The organism is Varibaculum sp., assembly GCF_008661855.1.
In the GTDB taxonomy this organism is placed as follows: domain Bacteria; phylum Actinomycetota; class Actinomycetes; order Actinomycetales; family Actinomycetaceae; genus Varibaculum; species Varibaculum timonense_A.
This window is the reverse complement of record NZ_RPZY01000053.1, coordinates 15,285-32,861: the sequence shown is the minus strand read 5'-3', so window position 1 is coordinate 32,861 and position 17,577 is coordinate 15,285. Positions and strand designations below refer to the sequence as shown.

Here is a 17,577-nt window from a genome sequence, read left to right as displayed (position 1 = left end):
ATGCGGTTGATTAATGGATCGGTGATGCTTTTACGTGCCGATGGAAAAGCACAATTTGGAACTGGGGAACGTAACGGTTTCCTGGTTAAGGGGCTAACTCCTGCCCATATCGCCATTCTAAAATGGCTGTTTGAAAAACAAGCTTGGTATAACTCTCATTTAGAGCGACGTTTCCCAGAAAACAAGAAAGAAGTAAACGAAATCTTGCGCTTACTGGCAGATGGAGGTCTGACTGCCAAACATCAGGTTCCCGATGGGGACTGTGCTTGCGCATTCCATCTATATGGCTCTGATGAATTAGTTAAGGCGCGTAAACGCTCACTGGTGGGAATCAGCGGTCTTGGTCCATTGGGGATTACCCTAGCTCGCAAGTTGGTATCTTGCGGAATTGATTCTTTAATCCTGCGCGATTCTTCTCCGGTAAAAACTCGCGATTTATGCGTCTATAGAGACAACTATTTAGGGGCTATGCGTCAAGATGTTGCTCCTTTGATACTGGGAGTCAATAAGCAGCTTGCTAACCGCCCAGTCACTTTAGAAATAGCAATCTGTTCTTATCTAACCAATCCCGCCTGGGCAAAAACCTGTATCCGCAGCTCAATCCCCCATTTGCCTATTATTAAACGCGAAACCGAGATAGAAGTCGGTCCGCTTTTTATCCCCGGCAGAACCTGTTGCTTGCACTGTCAGCACTTAGCGAAGCGGGAAATAGACCCGGAGTGGCCACTATTAGCATCCCAACTTGCGAGCGCCGAACCGGTAATGGCAGATACTTCCCTAGCTGAATACGCGAGCGCCTTTGCCACGCGAGAAATCCTGAACTACCTATCTGGTCTACCAATCTCGCTGGTGGGAGCCTCTTGGGTTTTCAATCCTGCCGATCCGCTTCCCCAAGTGAGGAAATGGTATCCCCACCCCAAATGCGGGTGCGTAAAATCCTAGTCTTTCAAATCCTCCAGGTTACAGGCGGCAACCTGGTCTGGATCTGCGCCGCGCACAACTTTTAGAATCGCGGCTCCAAACTTATCTAACTTTACAGGACCGATTCCTCTCAGCAATGTCAGTTGCTTGAGGGTTTGAGGTTTAACGGTAGCAATATCTCTAAGGGTAGTGTCTGAAAGTACCGTATATGCCGGTTTTTCGAGCGAACTGGCGAGCAGCAACCTCCATTGTCTAAGGCGCTCAAACAATTCCCGCTCCTGGTGACTCGCCTGGTTTAGAAAATTTTTAGTCCTCGCGCGTTTGACCGGGGCAGGAGAGGTTTTTACCACTTCTTCTTTTGGCCAAACTGGCGAAAAGAACCGGGAGCAAGTTCGGCTAACTTTCCGATCTAGGCTACGTTTCTTGGCGTAACTGATGAAAAGCTCATCTCGCGCCCTAGTAACCGCCACATAGGCTAGGCGGCGCTCTTCTGCTAACTCTTTGACCGTTTTTGCCTGGGTGATTGGCACTAACCCCTCACTAACGCCAGCCAGGAAAACCGTGTTCCATTCCAAGCCTTTAGCGGAGTGAATAGAAGCTAAAGTAACCCCTCCTCCGGCCGGATCTAGTTGCGCATTGGCCAGTTCTTGCCATTCCTGCAGGAGCGAAGCGAGGGTTAAACCGGCCGCCTCTCGCAACTGCGCTTGCGCTACCAGGCTATTTAGAGCTTCCCAACGTTCTAATACCGCCCCTTGGGTATCGGGAGCTTTATTTGACCACCCCAGAGGACGAGCTAGTTCCGCTATGATTTCTCCGATGTTTCCTTTGGCTCCGCGGCGGGCTATCATACTTGCCTGCTGCATTAGAGAAGCAATTTCGGGCCGAGTGAAGAAACCTTCGGCTCCGCGCACACAATACTTGATATTTTCTCTCGCTAAAGCGGCTTCAAACAGGCTGGACTGGGCATTAGTACGAAACAAGATAGCAATCTGGCTGGTATAAGCGCCCTCGTTTATTCGCTCTTTAATCAGTTTCGCAATAGCATACGCCTCAGCTTCATCATCGGGATATACCTCATAGCGCACCGCTTTGCCTGATTCGCGCATGGAAGTTAGCCTTACTGCCTGGCTATTAGTCTCTTTATCACGCGAAACCACTCCATTAGCTAAGGAAACTATTTGAGGAGTGGAACGATAATCACGCGAAAGGGTAACGGTTTTAGCTCCCGGATATTCGCTCGCAAATCTCACTAGATAGTCAGGACTAGCACCGGCGAAAGAATAAATGGTTTGCGCCGCGTCCCCGACCACGCATAAATCCCGGTTTCTTTCCCCTAACCATAAGTCCAGTAAATGCTTTTGTAGCGGAGAAATATCTTGATATTCATCAACTATAAAAAACCGGTATTGCCGGCGAATCTGAGCCGCAATATCGGCTCTTTCCTCAATCATGCCACAGGTCAAAGCCAGTACATCTTCAAAATCAATAACTGAGCGTTCCCTTTTAACTTCCGCATATAAACGCAAAATATCGCTCATATCATAGGTCGATATTCCCGCCGGTGGCTGCACTCCTGTCTGTTTCACCCATTTTTCATATTCGCTGGGCTGAACCATAGACACTGCCGCCATCTCTATTGCCGCCGAATAGTCGCGCAGTGCGGCTCTATCATGGGGTAAACCTAAGCGGGAAGCTACCGCCTTTACCAGGGAAGATTTATATTCCATGATTTTCGGCAACTGTCCCCCAACAGCGGTGGGCCAAAAATATTTAAGCTGCCTAAGCGCGGCCGAATGAAAGGTTCTAGCCTGCACGCCCTCAACCCCCAAAGAACGCAACCGACTGCGCATTTGGGCAGCCGCCCGGGTAGTGAAAGTAACCGCGAGCACCGAGTAAGGGTCATAGACCCCGCTTTCTACCCCATAGGCTATGCGGTAGGTGATTGCCCGGGTTTTACCGGTACCCGCCCCAGCTCTGATGCATACTGGACCGCGCAAAGCCCGAGCGGCACTCGCCTGGTCAGGGTCTAGATGTTTTAGTAGTTCTTCTGCCGGTTGCACGTATTTTCCTTAAAGATAACGGGTATCAGGGCGAACAATTGTCTGACCTAACCAATCTTCAATCAGGTTCGAGGCAATACTTGCCGGACCGGGAGGACTAATTTCTTTTCCTGCAACTAACTGTTTAAATTCGGCGCGAGAAACCCACATAGCGCGATCTATTTCGGTGTAATCCAAGATGAAATAGGGCGTGCGGGCGCGAGCAGAAAAGCCCAGCATTAGTGAGTGAGGATACGGCCAAGGCTGGGAGGTGAGATAACGAATATCATCAACTTCTAGACCTACTTCTTCTGCACTTTCGCGACGTACCGCTGCTTCTGGGGATTCCCCTACCTCTACGTATCCGGCAATTATTGAATAAAAATCACTGCTCCAAGCGGTGTTATGGGCAAGGAGGAGGCGGTCGCTATCATCTCGAATCGCGACAATGATAGAGGGATCTTGGCGCGGATAACTGATGAAAGCACAGTCAGGACAGTGCATTTCCCAGCCCCCAGCCTCGACGGTTAAACTTGCGCCACAGCGAGAACAAAAGCTCGTATAGGAATGCCAAACCGATAGGCAAACCGCGTGCGCAGCGATTGCCGCGTCCTCTGCAACTAAAAATGCACCCACTTGACGCAGCGGCATTAGTTTTAAGGAGCTGGTGGTATATTCCGCGATTCGGCTCAGCTGCGCATCAGTAATAAACAAGACCACGCGAGAAGTTGCGCCGTTGCGCCCTAAATACCAGGCTTTACCCTGGTTAAAACGCTCATCCCAGGACTGAATCTGCCCTAATATTTCGCGTTCTTCACTTCCAAGACGATGCAAATAGCCCGATCCTAAAGGCGCATCTATATGGGAGCGACTAGCCGGTATTCCCTGAGCGGCACTCACTCCTTTAGGTATTTCCATCAACACCCGACGTTTATCTGATACTGCAAAAACCTCGGTGGTTCCCTCCCGTAACAAACTGGGAACGTGCACGAATTGGCGACATCCGGTATCCAGATCAATAAAGGAACGTGACAGAGCGGGAGTATTCATATCTTCTAACCTAACTGTTTTCCCGCTTTAAGGCATCAGCAAGCGGTTTGCGGTAATTCAAAAATGCAGACAAGGTGAGCTATTTGACTAAGCAATGCTAGAAAAAAGCTCTCCACGTATAATCGGCAAGGTGAGTAGTGAAAAGTTTACCCGCGCCGATGGGCGCGCTTTTAACCAGATGCGACCGTTAAAAATTACCCGAGGATGGGCAAAGCAAGCTGAAGGCTCGGTGCTTATCGACTGCGGAAATACCCGAGTTCTATGTAACGCATCCCTAACCCAAGGAGTACCGCGGTGGCGGCAAGATAGCGGTCTCGGTTGGGTGACTGCCGAGTACGCAATGCTTCCTCGCGCCACCGCTACGCGTTCTGGACGCGAATCGGTACGGGGAAAAATTGGGGGACGCACCCATGAAATCTCTCGGCTGATTGGACGTTCGCTACGAGCTGTGGTCGATATGAGCGCCCTAGGAGAAAACACGATTGTGCTGGACTGTGACGTGCTTAGCGCGGACGGCGGCACTCGCACTACCTCCATTACCGGTGCTTATGTGGCGCTTGCAGATGCGATTAAGGTGGGACAAGAAAAGGGATGGATACGTCCGGGCAAGGTGCTATCAGATTCACTATGCGCGGTTTCAGTCGGTTTCATAGAGGGACATCCCCTGCTGGATTTACCTTATGAAGAGGATTCGCGCGCAGATGTTGATATGAACATTGTGGCTACCGGCTGCGGAAAACTGATAGAGATTCAAGGAACGGCCGAAGGGGAACCTTTTGACCGTTCACAGTTGAATCAGCTTCTTGACCTAGCCGGTCAAGGAATCGAGCAGATTTCCGAACTACAAGCAAAGGTGCTGGCATGAATATTCCCAGCTCTGCCCGTCTAGTGCTAGCTACCCATAACCCCCATAAAGTTAGGGAATTAGCAGATATTCTTTCCCCCCTAATCCCCGGCTTCTCCTCAGATATGGTTGTGGGAGCCGCTGGACTCGGGATAGCGGAACCGGTCGAGGACGGAGTGAGCTTCACCGAGAACGCTCTGATTAAAGCGAGAGCCGCAAGCGCAGCTACCGGTTTGCCGGCAGTGGCCGATGACTCGGGGATTTGTGTAGATATTATGGGAGGTGCTCCCGGTATTTTTTCAGCGCGTTGGTGCGGTCACCACGGAGATGACCAAGCTAACTTGCAGCTACTCCTTGACCAAATGGCAGATGTTCCAGATGCGCAGCGAACAGCTAGCTTTGTTTCAGCAGCAGTTTTATGCTGCCCTGGTGGTCTAGAACGCCACTGCTTAGGGAAAATGAGCGGACGTTTAATTCGCACCCCGCAAGGTGAGGGAGGGTTCGGATACGACCCTATCTTTGTGGCAGATGGTCAAGATTGCACTAACTCTGAGCTAAGCGCCGGGCAAAAAAACGCCTTAAGCCACCGGGGAAAAGCCTTCCGCGCCCTCGCTCCAGCTATCGCGGCCGCCCTTGAACTCGGAGGAAATCTCACCCCAGCTCAGGCTAGACCCTAACAGACCCCAAGTTAGAGTCCAAGAGTCCAAGAGTCCAGCAGAGATTAAAGCTCAAAGCGCATCCCCGGACGGGCTATTTCTAACTCGCCCCGCCAAGTAGTCTCAGCTTCTCGGCGGGCAACATCGCGATCAGTCCAGGGCTGAATATGGGTTAAAACCAGTTTCTTAGTACCAGAATTCTGGGCTACCCTACCGGCACGTTCGCCCGACATATGAATTCCTCGCACCTCGTCCTCACTGGTAAAACCACATTCAGAGAGGAATAAATCCGAGTTGGCAGCAGCCTGTACCAAAGTATCGCATTCGTCGGAATCGCCGGAATAGGTAAAAATCGCATCCCCGTCTTTACCCGGTCCTTTCACACGGAACGCGAAAGCCGGTACTGAATGCCAAGAGGCAAAAGGGGTAATTTCCAAGGGACCAACGTTAAAGACTCTCCCCTGTTTTAACTGGTGGAACTGAAACTCGCCACTAAAGTCATCGCGCGGGCTAAAACCATCTAGTCCCCTGACGCGATCTTTTACCCCTTTCGGGGCATAAACCGGAATCGGCCCGAGCGCACCGCGCGGGTGCCAACGCCGATGAACCTGCATAGAAACAATATCTGAACAATGATCCGCGTGTAGGTGCGAAAGCACGAGGGCATCAAGTTTGGTCGGGTCAGTATAGTTCCAAAGCTGCCCGAAAGACCCCGGCCCTAAATCAAAGACCACCGAATAGGTGTGCGGAACCCCTAATGCGTCCTTACCTTGCGCTTGCAGTAGATAACACGAGGCAGGCGAGGCCGGCCCCGACATAGATCCAGTTACTCCTATGATGGTTAAAATCATTATTAGTCGATTTTCTCCTGCTTTATTCCATTAAAGTTCGCCCCCATAATCCGAGATGCGAGAGCGGCGAAGCTGTCTTTAGTTTCAGTACAAATAAACTGGTGATTGGCTTTTTGAGTGCCGAAAGGATGCAGCATTTTTCCCTCCAAAAGTTCGCTATAAACCTTTCTGGCCACCGCCGACGAGGAGGAAATCAGGGACACGTTTTCACCCATAAAATAAGAAATCGGTCCTTCTAGCAGCGGATAGTGAGTGCAACCGAGAACTAAAGTATCAACCCCTGCCTGTTTCAGTGGAGTTAGATATTCCTCGGTGACATCAAAAAGCTCTTGAGAAGCGGTAATACCTTCCTCGGCGAACTCTACGAAACGCGGACAGGCCTGGGTAAAAACTTCCGCCCCCATTCCAGATAGTTTACGCTGGTAAACCCCGGATTCTATCGTAGCTCTGGTGCCAATTACCCCGATTTTGCCGTTGCGCGAACGAGTGAGCGCTTGTTCAACCGCCGGCTGCACCACTTCCACTACCGGAATCCCCTGTTCAACCTGATAGCGCTGACGCGCTTGATCTAACACCGCACACGAGGCAGTATTACAGGCTATCACCAGCATTTTCACACCCGAATTAACCAGGGAATCCATGATTGAAAGACAATAGTGGCGTACGGTCCTTAAATCCTTTTCCCCATAGGGGGTGTGCGCCGTATCGCCCACATAACGGATTTCTTCTCGGGGTAACACATCTAGCACCGCGCGCGCGACCGTAAGACCCCCTACCCCAGAGTCGAAAATACCGATAGCCGATTCATTAGTCACAAAAACAGCCTAACTAGGCTGCGGCCAGCAATCTATCGCCTGTAACAGTGAATCTTGCCACCCAGAAAGCCATTCATAAAAGGAAGAGACCAGAACTTCCTCAAATTTTTCATTACTTGATTGCGCTTTAACCTGGGAAGACACTTGTTTAGCTACCAAGGGGGTGTCGCCGCGCTTCTCGGGATATAACTTGCCCGATATGGCAAGACGCACATCGTTTACTCCGCTTAACCAATCCCACTCTTGCCCACTTTTTATTAACAACGAGTTTTCGCTCTGTTTCGAGAGCAGACCATAGAGCAAATCTAGCCTTTCAGCTTTTTGAGTTCGCAGCTGCGAATCGGTCAAATCCCGCATTGCCTGTGCGGTTCTTTGGTCATTAGCTCCCGGAGGAAGTAAGCGATCTAAAGAAGCATTCTCTAAATGAATATCGCTAGCCTCTGCCTCCGTCTCTGCCTCGGGATTCTCGAGGATGGTGGTGATTTCAAAAGGTAAAACCGGAGGATCAAGCAAGGTTCTGACTTCAGAAATAGCTTTTAAGAACAGGTGACGCTCAACTTCCCCCAGTGAGCATTCCCATCCTCCCGGCACTGGGCGGAAAGCGTTCATACTTCTTCCGGTCCGCCAAGGGTAGCCCGCAATCCGTACCCATGTAGTGCTTGTACTAGGGCTTCCATTCTTTCCCGAGTTCCGTAGGCAATCTCGGTTTTCCCCTGGTTAAAAATCTCTAGCCGGGTGCGCCTAGCTTTTTCAGTGGACATCGAAAACTGGTGAGCTAGCACCCTTTCAACATATCTAGGCTGATTAACCGGATCGCGCCAGATGGCTACCCGCCAGCTACCAAGGGTAGTTTTACCCGCACAGGTAGGTGCGCCTGGAGTGGAAGCCAAATCATTAACCATACCCTAAGGGTATTAGGAATCCGCTGCTAATGGGGGGCTTTGACAAACTTTTTTATCCCGCCATCCTTTTATGCTTGGTTGGATAAGGTTTTATTCTTTAACTCCACCTGATGAGCAGAAAAATATCTGCCACCCCAGTTGCGAGTATGCTGCAAGTATGAGTTCTTCGATAACCACCTCTCTACTGACCGATATGTATGAACTGACCATGGTGGATGCAACTTTGCAATCTGGCACCTGGAATCGGCAGGTAACTTTTGAGCTTTTTGGTCGCCGCCTGCCACCTGCACGTCGATTTGGGGTGATGGCCGGTAACGCCCGCATCATCGAGGCTTTGGAACGTTTTGAGTTTTCCAAAGACGAAATCGACTATCTGTCACGAGAGAAAATTGTTTCCGATGATTGCCTTGACTATCTAAAGGACTATCGGTTCAAAGGGCGAATTCGTGGATACGCCGAGGGAGAATGCTATTTTGAATCTTCTCCCCTGCTTCAAGTAGAGGGCACTTTTGCCGAATGCGTCCTATTAGAGACGCTGCTGTTATCGATTTTAAATCACGATTGTGCGGTAGCATCGGCTGCTTCGCGAATGACTATCGCAGCTCACGGACGTCCCTGCGTAGATATGGGAGCGCGGCGCACCCATGAACGCAGCGCAGTTTCGGCTGCCAGAGCCGCCTATATTGGAGGATTCAAAGGGACATCTTGCCTGGAAGCAGGGAAACGTTACGGGATTCCCACCATTGGCACGGCCGCACACTCCTTTACTTTGATACACGATAGCGAAGAGGACGCTTTTAGGGCGCAACTAGCTAATCTAGGACCGGGAACCACTCTTTTAGTGGACACTTACGATGTGCAGCGCGCCGTAAAACGAGGAGTAAAACTGGCGCGCGAAGCCGGTGGAGAACTAGGATGTGTCCGTTTGGATTCTGGGGATTTGGTGGCGGAGGCTTTCAAAGTTCGTGCTCTCTTGGATTCTTTAGACGCAAAAAGCACCAAGATTACGGTCACTAACGACCTGGATGAATATGCGATTGCCGCTTTAGGGGCTGCACCGGTCGATTCTTATGGGGTGGGAACCAAGATGGTGACCGGTTCGGGAATTCCGACAGCTGCTTTAGTTTATAAACTGGTACAGCGGGTCAATGAGGACGGATCGGTTCATGACGTAGCTAAACGTTCGTCCTCTAAATCTACTTTAGGAGGACGTAAGTTTGCTGGTCGCGCCCGCGGAGAGGATGGTTATGCGACCGGGGAGCTGGTGGTGATAGCCGATAGCGCCGAGCAGGCTCAGGCAGAGTTTGAGCGGCGTAACGCCCGAGCTTTATTAGTGGATTTGGTTACCGATGGGCAGGCTAATGCTAGTTTCGTAGGTAAAGAGGCTTTGCAGGAAGCTCAAGAACGCCATATTCACTCACGTAACGAACTGCCCTATCAGGGGTGGAGGTTATCTGCCGGGGAAGCAGCGATTCCTACCGAAATTATTGATTTAACAAAGCGCGAGGACGAGGTGGAGCTGCCCACAGTTTCCTCTGATTTACGCAGTTAAAGGGCTTTAGCGGGAATCACCGGGATTTCTAAACGGCCAGTCCGCTCCCCCGTTGGAATCCATTTCTTTCTTGATTTCTACGCAACGCGGACAAATGGGGTGATTACTCACCTCGCGGGTGGGAACCCATACTTTCCCACAGAGGGCAACTACCGGCTGCCCGGTTATCCGCGAGGCAGCCAGGCGATGTGCAGAAACGTAATGGGCGTAACGGTCTTTATCACCGGGTTCTTGGCGTCGGGTCTCCGGACGTTCTAGGACTCCGATTCCGCTTTGACTGTGTTGTTCATCTGGGTCTGATAGTCCATCACGTATATTCATGGTTTATATTTTAGACGAACAATTACAGTGAGGTACTCCACTAAAATCTTTTTGTCCATCAAATTGAGCATATTTTCCAGCTTCTTTAATAGAAAGTGAGCCAGAAAACCGCAGACTTGCTTAACCGAGCAACGGATCTGACTCTAAACTTCAAGGAAGAGGAACATGAGCGTTTCAAACCCGGTGGCAGAGCTGCCACCCGAAAAAGTTAAAAAAGCCCGACAAACTGCCACCATCATCGCCCTAATTGCCACCCTAGGGCCATTCTTTTACGGCTTCGAAGGAATGGTACTAAATGGAGCAATCAAAGCAGTTGCTGGAGATTTCAAACTAGGAACTATTGCCCAGGGTTTAGCTGGTTCAGCAGGCATTATCGGAGGTCTAATAGGTGCGGTATTCGCCGGAAGAATCTCCGACAGAATTGGACGCAAAAAAGCTCTACAACTAGTAGGCCCCTTCCTGCTATTTGAAGCTATTTTCGGTGCTTTCAGTCCTCTACTGGGAGTTCAGGGAGGATACTTTTTCTTAATCTTTTGTCGAGTGATTGGAGGAATCGGCTTCGGAGCAGCCACTACAGTAGCTCCCGGCTATGTGGCAGAGATTTCTCCCACCGAAATTCGAGGACGCTTAATCGGTTTCCGCCAATTAGCTATTATTCTGGGGCTATTCCTAGCCGCTTGGATTAATAGCGCCATTTTAGCTATTGCCGGCGAACAAGGATCCCTCGCGGTAATGGCGTTCGGGCTAAAAGCCTGGCAGTGGATGTTTTTATGTCTACTGATACCGGCAATTGCATTCGTTATATTGACGGCACTAATCCCAGAATCCCCTCGCTTCTTAGTATCAGTAGGTAAAGACGAACAAGCAGCTATTACCTTGGCTAAAGTATCTGCAGAAGCAGATCCGGAGGCAAAAATTGCCCAAATTCGGGCTTCTTTTGGACAAAGCGGAAATCGCAAGCTCACAATTAAAGAAATTATGTCCTCTAAATGGCGTCCTCTGGTTTTTGTCGCTATGGCAATTGCTGCTTTCCAACAGCTCACCGGAACAAATGGTATCTTCTTCTACTCCAATAAGCTCTTTGAAACTGTAGGGTTTAGCGAAGAAATGGCATTCCAACAAACCACTCTCCTAACTTTCTTCAAAATCGTGGGGGTGCTTACCGGCATCTTCCTGGTTGACAAAGTGGGACGCAAACGAATGCTGATGATTGGCGGCACCATGATATTCGTTGCCTTAGGGCTAGTGGCTCTCGTATTCACCATCGCCCCCACCGGCCCGGATGGGAGCGCCGATGTTGCTAGCCAACCTCTCCTAGGCTGGATAGCAGTGGGAGCCCTATGCCTTTTCCTCTTGGGATTCACTTCCTCTTGGGGTCCTATATTCTCAATATTGATGGGAGAAATGTTCCCCAACGAGATACGCGGAGGCGCAATGTCTCTAGCCAGCGGTGCAGATTTCTTGGTCAACTTCCTAGTGGTTTTCTTCTTCCCCTTCCTAGTTGCCTGGTCACCGGCTGGCGTGTACTGGATTTTCTTTGTCTTCGGTGTGCTAGCCGTTATCTTCACCGGAAAATTTGTCCAAGAAACATCTGGAAAACAACTTGAGGAGATGGGAATCTAAAATGAGTACTTCCGACAATAGCACAGCTAAAACGCGAGTTATCCCAGATAATGTACGTAATGTTCTGGTGCTAATGACCGATCAGCACCGAGTCGATACCATTGGGTGCCTAGGGAATCCCCATGCTAAAACTCCAAATATCGACCAATTAGGTGAAAACGGCTTTGCTTTCACAAACTGTTTCACCCCAACCGCGATTTGCACCCCCGCCAGAGCCTCCCTAATGACTGGAAAGCTTCCCCTAAAACACCAGGTACTTGCCAATCCGGAATGGAATATCGCCTACAACACAGACATTCCTTTAGATAGCTGGACTTATACACAAGAACTACGAAATCACGGCTACAACGTAGGTATAGTGGGCAAATACCACTGCGGATACAATCTGCCTGACAAATTCGGAGCCGATGACGACACTTATTGGGGAGCTGAAAACCCAGTTGCGAACGAAAAATATGTCGCCTGGCTCAAAGAGAATAATCTTCCCCCGGTGAAAGCCCATGATTTGTGGCGAGGAGAGCTACCAGGAGGCAGACCCGGACACATTATCGCCGCCCGCCTCGACCAACCTGAGGAAGCAACTTTTGAGCGTTTCTTGACCGACCGGGCAATAGAGAAACTACGCGAATACGCAAAAGACTGGAAACAAAGCGGTAAACCTTTCTGCTTGGACGTCCATTATTACGGCCCCCACTTACCCTATTTCTTACCAGATAAATGGTTCGACCTGATTGACCCAGACAACGTGGAGTTACCAGAAAACTTCGGGGACACCCTATTTGGTAAGCCGCCAATTCAACAAAATTATGCAACCTATTGGTCTACCTCAAGTTTCACCAACGAACAGTGGAAGAAACTAATCGCCGTATATTGGGGATATGTGGCCATGATTGATTACGAGATTGGCAGAATAATGCAGGTAGCCCGCGAACTCGGAGTACTAGATGATACTGCCTTGTTCTTTTGTGCTGATCACGGTGAATTTACCGGTTCGCACCGAATGAATGACAAAGGGCCAGCGATGTACGATGACATTTACAACGTTCCCTTTATCGCACATATTCCCGGGGTGTCCAAAGTAGGACGCAGCGAGAAGTTCATTTCGCTGATTGACTTACCGGCTACCGTCATGGAAATAGCAGGACTTCCAGAAAACCTAGTCGAGGACGGACGTTCAATTGTGGACTTAACCCGAGGAAATGAAGTTCCCAACTGGCGCGAAAACATCGTGTGTGAGTTCCATGGGCACCATTTCCCGCTACAACAAAGAATGCTGCGCACTAAAGATTTCAAACTGGTAATGAATCATGAATCTATCAACGAGTTGTACGATCTACGAGTAGATCCAGCAGAAATGAATAATGTCTATACCGTGCCAGTTTACGACGAAATCCGCAAAGAATTAGCCACTGAACTGTATAAACAACTACGAGAACGTGGCGACCATTCTTTCGCAAAATGGATGGCAGCAATGACCGATTTCGACATTCCCTTGGTCAACACCGCCCGGTCTGACCTTGACGAAGTACTCACTGACTAATAGTAGATAAATACACTAGAAAGGAGCCTGGATGAGAACGCGGCTAAGCGATCCGTTTGAATTAGAAAACCGAATCGTCAAGCACCTAAGCCAAGCACCCACTTCTCGCAGGGAGCTAGCTAGAGCGTTAAAAGTATCGCGACCAACCCTAAGCCGCGCTCTCACCAGGCTCTTTGACACTAATAGTATTGCCAGCGTTACCGGAGTAACAGAGGACGAAACACCTTTACGTCTTCGCGGCCGCCCAAGTGAGACCCTATATTTACGAGAAAAAACCGGCCACGCAATCGGGATCAACATTGCCCGCAATAACGCCACTGCGCTCATTATGGATCGCGCCGGAAATGTGCTCGATAAATCTAGTAAAGATTACTGCTCTTTTTCTGACTGGACCGAACCTCTAGCCAGTATCTGTCAGTTAATCAGCGATAACGCAAAACTAAAAGAACTCGACTTAACTTCTTTGTCTGGAGTGGGAGTAGGTATTCCCGAACCCATCTCACCTCACCTAACCAACAGCGTAGAACAAACAGTATCCAAATTTTGGCAATGCCTGACAGTAACTAAAAACGTAGTAGAAATGTCTGGGCTAGGGGAATCGCGATCAACACAACCTGACCAAGGAGACAGGCAACTATATATACGTATATCTGGCGGAGTCAGCTGCTGCTTTACGGTAGATAATGCTACTACCGGTTCGCCAGTAATCGTAGGTGAACTGGGACATCTTCCTGCCGCGGGGCAAGACTTACGCTGCTATTGTGGACGCACCGGATGCCTCGAACAGTTCACTAGCGTACCCGCCCTGTGCAGCTTAGCTAAAGTTAGCAACCTTACCGAGTTCGCTCAAAAAGCCCAGGCAGGCGACCTTGAAACCGTAGATATTCTTCAGCGCGCACTATCCTATCTTGCTCAAGGAATTGAATATGCAGCCCTCTTGTATAATCCGAAAACCATCGTTCTAGGGGGAGAACTCATAGACACCTTCCCGGCTCTGTCGAAGCAAATAGCAGCAGCAGTAGCTCCCCGCCTATTTCATAATCCCAAAATAGTAACCGCCAAGCTCGCTGATAGTGACGTTGCCTTAGGGGCAGTGGCAGCGGTTTATAACGAGTTGGCTGTAAGAAGACGAGAAGAGTCAATAGGTAAAATCTATGAGTAACCCTCAGACACTTTCAAACCGGCAACTACCATTTGCAGTAGTGACCAAACCGACCGGAGCTGCCTGTAACCTGGACTGTAAGTATTGTTTTTTCCTTTCTAAAGAGCTGCTGTACAACGCACGGCAGCAAACAATGAGCGAAGCGACTCTCGAACTGTATATTCAGCGTTTCCTGCAAGCCCAGCCTGATGGAAACGTAACTATGCTTTGGCAAGGCGGAGAACCTACGTTACGGGGTCTAGATTTTTATAAATTAGCTCTAGAACTTTGTGACAAATATCGACGCCCTGGGCAAGTAGTTAAACACGCCCTGCAAACCAATGGCACTCTGATAAATGCCGAATGGGCAAGGTTTTTGTTCGATAACGATTTCCTGGTGGGAATCTCCATTGACGGACCAGAACAATATCATGACACCTATCGAGTCAACCGAGCTGGTCGCCCCACCCAAAATATGGTGTTAAAAGGCTGGGAACACCTCCAGAACTACGGAGTCAAATGCAATATTTTATGCACTATACATCACGCTAACCAAGACCATGGCCAGGAAGTTTACCAGTATTTTCGTGATTCTTTAGGGGCAGATTTTATTCAATTCATCCCCATAGTTGAAAGAGTTAATGACAAAGATTTAGCCCAGGCAGAAGCCGGTTGGAGATCAAGAAAAGACAGTAATCTATCAAACGAAAAGGTAGGGATACTATATAGGCAGCAAGGTCAGGCGGTTACCTCTCGTAGTGTAGAGCCAGAAAGATACGGAGTGTTTCTGCTGGAGGTATTCAACGAATGGCTACGTCACGATGTGGGAAAAGTATTCGTCCAAGATTTTGACGCAGCTCTCGCCGCAATGTTCGGGCAAATAAGCAACTGCGTACATGCTCCAAGTTGTGGAAACAACTTCGCCCTGGAGTTTAACGCCGATGTTTATGCCTGTGACCATTGGGTAGAACCAGATTGGAAACTGGGAAACCTGCGCGATAAAGACTTTTTCAACCTAGCTAATACCGAACGCGCTAAAGAATTCGCTAAGAAAAAGAGCCAGCTAAGTCAAAAATGCCTACACTGTCCATACCTGCGACTTTGTTATGGGGGCTGTCCTAAAGATCGCTTTATCACCTCAGACAGTAAACGCCTATCACCGCCAGAAGCAGTCAAATCGGCCACGACTAGACGAAATCCGTACCAACTGGAGGACTCCACACCTTTGGATCCGCCTCAAAACTATTTATGTCCTGGTTATCACTATTTCTATCGCAATATTTTCCCTACCTTGCAGCAGATGGCTGCGCTAGTAGCTAGCGGTAGACCAGCAGCAGATATTATGAAAGAAGCATTGATTAAAGGAAGAAGACAATGAGCCTACTTTTGCCGGCAGTAATTGGAATCTGCGTAGGCGTAATCGTCGGTCTACTTGGGGCAGGAGGGGGAATCCTCTCGGTTCCCATACTGGTCTATCTATTGGGACAGTCTCCCCATAATGCCGCCGCTGGTTCGCTACTAATCGTGGGCGCGACCTCCCTAATAGCCCTGATAGGCAGACGTAAAGAAGTGCATTGGAAACAAGGGGCAGTATTTGGGGTGCTTTCAATTACCGGCTCTTTTTTAGGGTCGTTCCTAAACTCTCTGGTCTCAGCGAAGCTATTAATGTATCTGTTTTCTGCCCTGCTGCTAATAGTTGCCGGATTAATGTTTCACAAGGCAGCTAAAGAAAAAAATGAGGCCGGTGGGAATGTGACCGGTGGGAAACCACAAATGAGGTCCCCCAATACGGATGGGAATCAGCAAGTTTGTAATAAAACTTCCCAGGGAAATGAAAACTCCCCCAGCTCCAAGTCTCGCCTACATCACTGGATAACTATTATTATTTCAGCCGCTCTTATCGGGGTATTAACCGGATTCTTTGGGGTAGGCGGAGGATTTGCGGTAGTACCCGCCCTCACTTTGATAATGCATTTCGACATGAAAGAGGCATCGGCTACTTCCCTATTGGTGATGGTGATTGCTGCAATGGCAGGATTAGCTGCCAGAATGGGCACCGCTATCCAGATTGATTACCTGAGCGTACTGCCGTTCGCCCTCGCCTCAATGATTGGAGGTCCGATTGGCGCTAGCTTAACCCGCAAAGCCAAATCCACTACTTTGACATTCCTGTTTGCCATATTGCTGCTGCTAGTAGCTGTTTATATGCTGAGCGCCACGTTATTAGGGGCGTAACACCAGTCAGTTGTTCGGTTGGCTATTTACATTTTCCGTGCCATATTTCTCTTGACTAAAAATCGGTTTATAGAAATAATGGTCAGAGCATTCACACTGAGTGTTTAATAAGTGATGTTGGGTGTTTATAAAATTAATAGGGGTCGATCGGTTTCGACAGCGGATACTGATTGTAGGGAAGCGTGCCGAGAATGTGAGGTCATCTCGATAACGTTCTTCACGAAAAAATAAGTGCTAAACATAACCGCACTGACTTCGCTCTGGCTGCCTAAGCGCCGAGCCTTTAAAAGTCCGTCAGCCTAAAGATGCTTCTGCTTTAGATTCTGGCGTTGTTTAAGAAGCCACTGGTTGTCACCTTGGTTACTGAGGCGACAGCGACTTTTTAGTAACTGAGCCTGTCAGCCACTTGTTTGCAGGTAAGGCTGGGACTGAGAAATACGCTATGCAAACTGCGCACGGAGAATACTACTGCTGGATTCGTTGGACCGGGGTTCGATTCCCCGCGGCTCCACCACTAGGACGCTCATTTTGATACAAAGTGGGCGTCCTATTTTTCTGCCCTCGGGTGGGTGAAATGTCTTGTCAGGGCGTTATTGACGGTTTACTCGATGGTTCGTGGTGCTTGGGTTTGGGGTAGTATAGGGCCCGCAAAGTCTGGTTTTGGGGTGCTGGTGTGACTGCTCGGCATAGCCGCTAAATTGTTTGGCTTCCGCTAAAAAGTATGGCTTGGCGCTAGAAGATGTCCCCGATAAATTGACCGGTTGGCTTCGGTTCAGATACTAAATAAGCAAAATCCTGGTTAATGCCCAAAAGGGGGTGCGGATTATTTTACGGGCGTGGCGTGGGTTAGTGGGAGCGTACTGCCGAGCCTTTGCGGTTGTGTAGTGATCCGTCTCGGTCGCTGGTGTTATACTAGTAACGATTACGTAGGTTGTACGCATATTTCCATAGACGCACTGACTCGGTGTAGTGCTGGTTGTTGCTCGAAATATTGAGGAGCTTGCGTCGGGTTTGTACGCCTATAACGGAGAGCATCTGAGACTGTTGGAAAAACTTCCTGTTGACTCTCCCCGTCGTGAAGAATGGT

At 49.3% G+C, this 17,577-nt stretch carries 16 protein-coding genes and 1 other RNA gene; 10 read left to right on the top strand and 7 right to left on the bottom strand.

Annotated features, from left to right (window positions below):
* Positions 1–942 (top strand): hypothetical protein, encoded by a 942-nt coding sequence (locus QZT94_RS06260; RefSeq protein ID WP_270625938.1) that lies wholly within the window; start codon positions 1–3, stop codon positions 940–942.
* On the opposite strand, the gene QZT94_RS06255 is transcribed toward QZT94_RS06260, so the two are convergent.
* On the bottom strand, positions 939–2,981 hold the full coding sequence (locus QZT94_RS06255; protein ID WP_296763056.1) for an ATP-dependent DNA helicase UvrD2: 2,043 nt from the start codon (positions 2,979–2,981) through the stop codon (positions 939–941). The two genes, QZT94_RS06260 and QZT94_RS06255, sit on opposite strands and share 4 nt — an antisense overlap.
* A gap of 9 nt (positions 2,982–2,990) precedes the next feature.
* Complete coding sequence (gene nudC, locus QZT94_RS06250) at positions 2,991–4,010, bottom strand: NAD(+) diphosphatase (RefSeq protein ID WP_270625940.1); 1,020 nt, start codon at positions 4,008–4,010, stop codon at positions 2,991–2,993.
* A gap of 130 nt (positions 4,011–4,140) precedes the next feature.
* Between nudC and rph the strand changes: the two genes are divergently transcribed.
* Complete coding sequence (gene rph, locus QZT94_RS06245; protein WP_270625941.1) at positions 4,141–4,875, top strand: ribonuclease PH; 735 nt, start codon at positions 4,141–4,143, stop codon at positions 4,873–4,875.
* Positions 4,872–5,531 (top strand): RdgB/HAM1 family non-canonical purine NTP pyrophosphatase, encoded by a 660-nt coding sequence (rdgB, locus tag QZT94_RS06240; RefSeq protein WP_296763053.1) that lies wholly within the window; start codon positions 4,872–4,874, stop codon positions 5,529–5,531. The genes rph and rdgB overlap by 4 nt, the downstream gene beginning before the upstream one ends.
* Positions 5,532–5,575: 44 nt before the next feature.
* On the opposite strand, the gene QZT94_RS06235 is transcribed toward rdgB, so the two are convergent.
* Genes QZT94_RS06235 through QZT94_RS06220 form a run of 4 tightly spaced genes read right to left on the bottom strand, consistent with a single transcriptional unit; the run spans position 5,576 to position 8,066 of the window.
* Positions 5,576–6,328, bottom strand: coding sequence for an MBL fold metallo-hydrolase (locus tag QZT94_RS06235; RefSeq protein ID WP_296773291.1), 753 nt, complete (start codon positions 6,326–6,328; stop codon positions 5,576–5,578).
* A gap of 35 nt (positions 6,329–6,363) precedes the next feature.
* Positions 6,364–7,176 (bottom strand): glutamate racemase, encoded by an 813-nt coding sequence (murI, locus tag QZT94_RS06230; RefSeq protein WP_296763050.1) that lies wholly within the window; start codon positions 7,174–7,176, stop codon positions 6,364–6,366.
* Between the two features lie 9 nt (positions 7,177–7,185).
* Complete coding sequence (locus QZT94_RS06225; RefSeq protein ID WP_296763048.1) at positions 7,186–7,785, bottom strand: DUF2017 family protein; 600 nt, start codon at positions 7,783–7,785, stop codon at positions 7,186–7,188.
* Positions 7,782–8,066 (bottom strand): ATP-dependent Clp protease adaptor ClpS, encoded by a 285-nt coding sequence (locus QZT94_RS06220; RefSeq protein WP_296763046.1) that lies wholly within the window; start codon positions 8,064–8,066, stop codon positions 7,782–7,784. The genes QZT94_RS06225 and QZT94_RS06220 overlap by 4 nt, the downstream gene beginning before the upstream one ends.
* Before the next feature lie 169 nt (positions 8,067–8,235).
* On the opposite strand from QZT94_RS06220, the gene QZT94_RS06215 reads away from it, so the two are divergent.
* Complete coding sequence (locus tag QZT94_RS06215; protein ID WP_072509532.1) at positions 8,236–9,630, top strand: nicotinate phosphoribosyltransferase; 1,395 nt, start codon at positions 8,236–8,238, stop codon at positions 9,628–9,630.
* 6 nt (positions 9,631–9,636) lie between these two features.
* Here QZT94_RS06215 and QZT94_RS06210 read toward each other — a convergent pair whose 3' ends face one another.
* Positions 9,637–9,951, bottom strand: coding sequence for a DUF3039 domain-containing protein (locus tag QZT94_RS06210; protein WP_072509531.1), 315 nt, complete (start codon positions 9,949–9,951; stop codon positions 9,637–9,639).
* Between the two features lie 165 nt (positions 9,952–10,116).
* Between QZT94_RS06210 and QZT94_RS06205 the strand changes: the two genes are divergently transcribed.
* The 6 genes from QZT94_RS06205 (at position 10,117) to ssrA (ending at position 17,004) form a co-directional block, all read left to right on the top strand.
* Positions 10,117–11,574 carry a sugar porter family MFS transporter gene (locus QZT94_RS06205; RefSeq protein WP_072509530.1) on the top strand — a complete coding sequence of 486 codons (1,458 nt, stop codon included), beginning with the start codon at positions 10,117–10,119 and terminating at the stop codon, positions 11,572–11,574.
* 1 nt (position 11,575) lies between these two features.
* The gene (locus QZT94_RS06200) at positions 11,576–13,114 is read left to right on the top strand and encodes a sulfatase-like hydrolase/transferase (RefSeq protein ID WP_072509529.1); all 1,539 of its coding nucleotides are present in this window, start codon (positions 11,576–11,578) and stop codon (positions 13,112–13,114) included.
* Between the two features lie 31 nt (positions 13,115–13,145).
* On the top strand, positions 13,146–14,276 hold the full coding sequence (locus tag QZT94_RS06195) for an ROK family transcriptional regulator (RefSeq protein ID WP_296763040.1): 1,131 nt from the start codon (positions 13,146–13,148) through the stop codon (positions 14,274–14,276).
* Complete coding sequence (locus QZT94_RS06190) at positions 14,269–15,633, top strand: anaerobic sulfatase maturase (RefSeq protein WP_072509527.1); 1,365 nt, start codon at positions 14,269–14,271, stop codon at positions 15,631–15,633. The genes QZT94_RS06195 and QZT94_RS06190 overlap by 8 nt, the downstream gene beginning before the upstream one ends.
* A complete protein-coding gene (locus tag QZT94_RS06185; RefSeq protein ID WP_270625947.1) occupies positions 15,630–16,490 on the top strand; it encodes a sulfite exporter TauE/SafE family protein in 861 nt (286 codons plus the stop codon). The genes QZT94_RS06190 and QZT94_RS06185 overlap by 4 nt, the downstream gene beginning before the upstream one ends.
* Positions 16,491–16,629: 139 nt before the next feature.
* Positions 16,630–17,004, top strand: a transfer-messenger RNA (tmRNA) gene (ssrA, locus tag QZT94_RS06180).
* Positions 17,005–17,577: the final 573 nt, after the last annotated feature.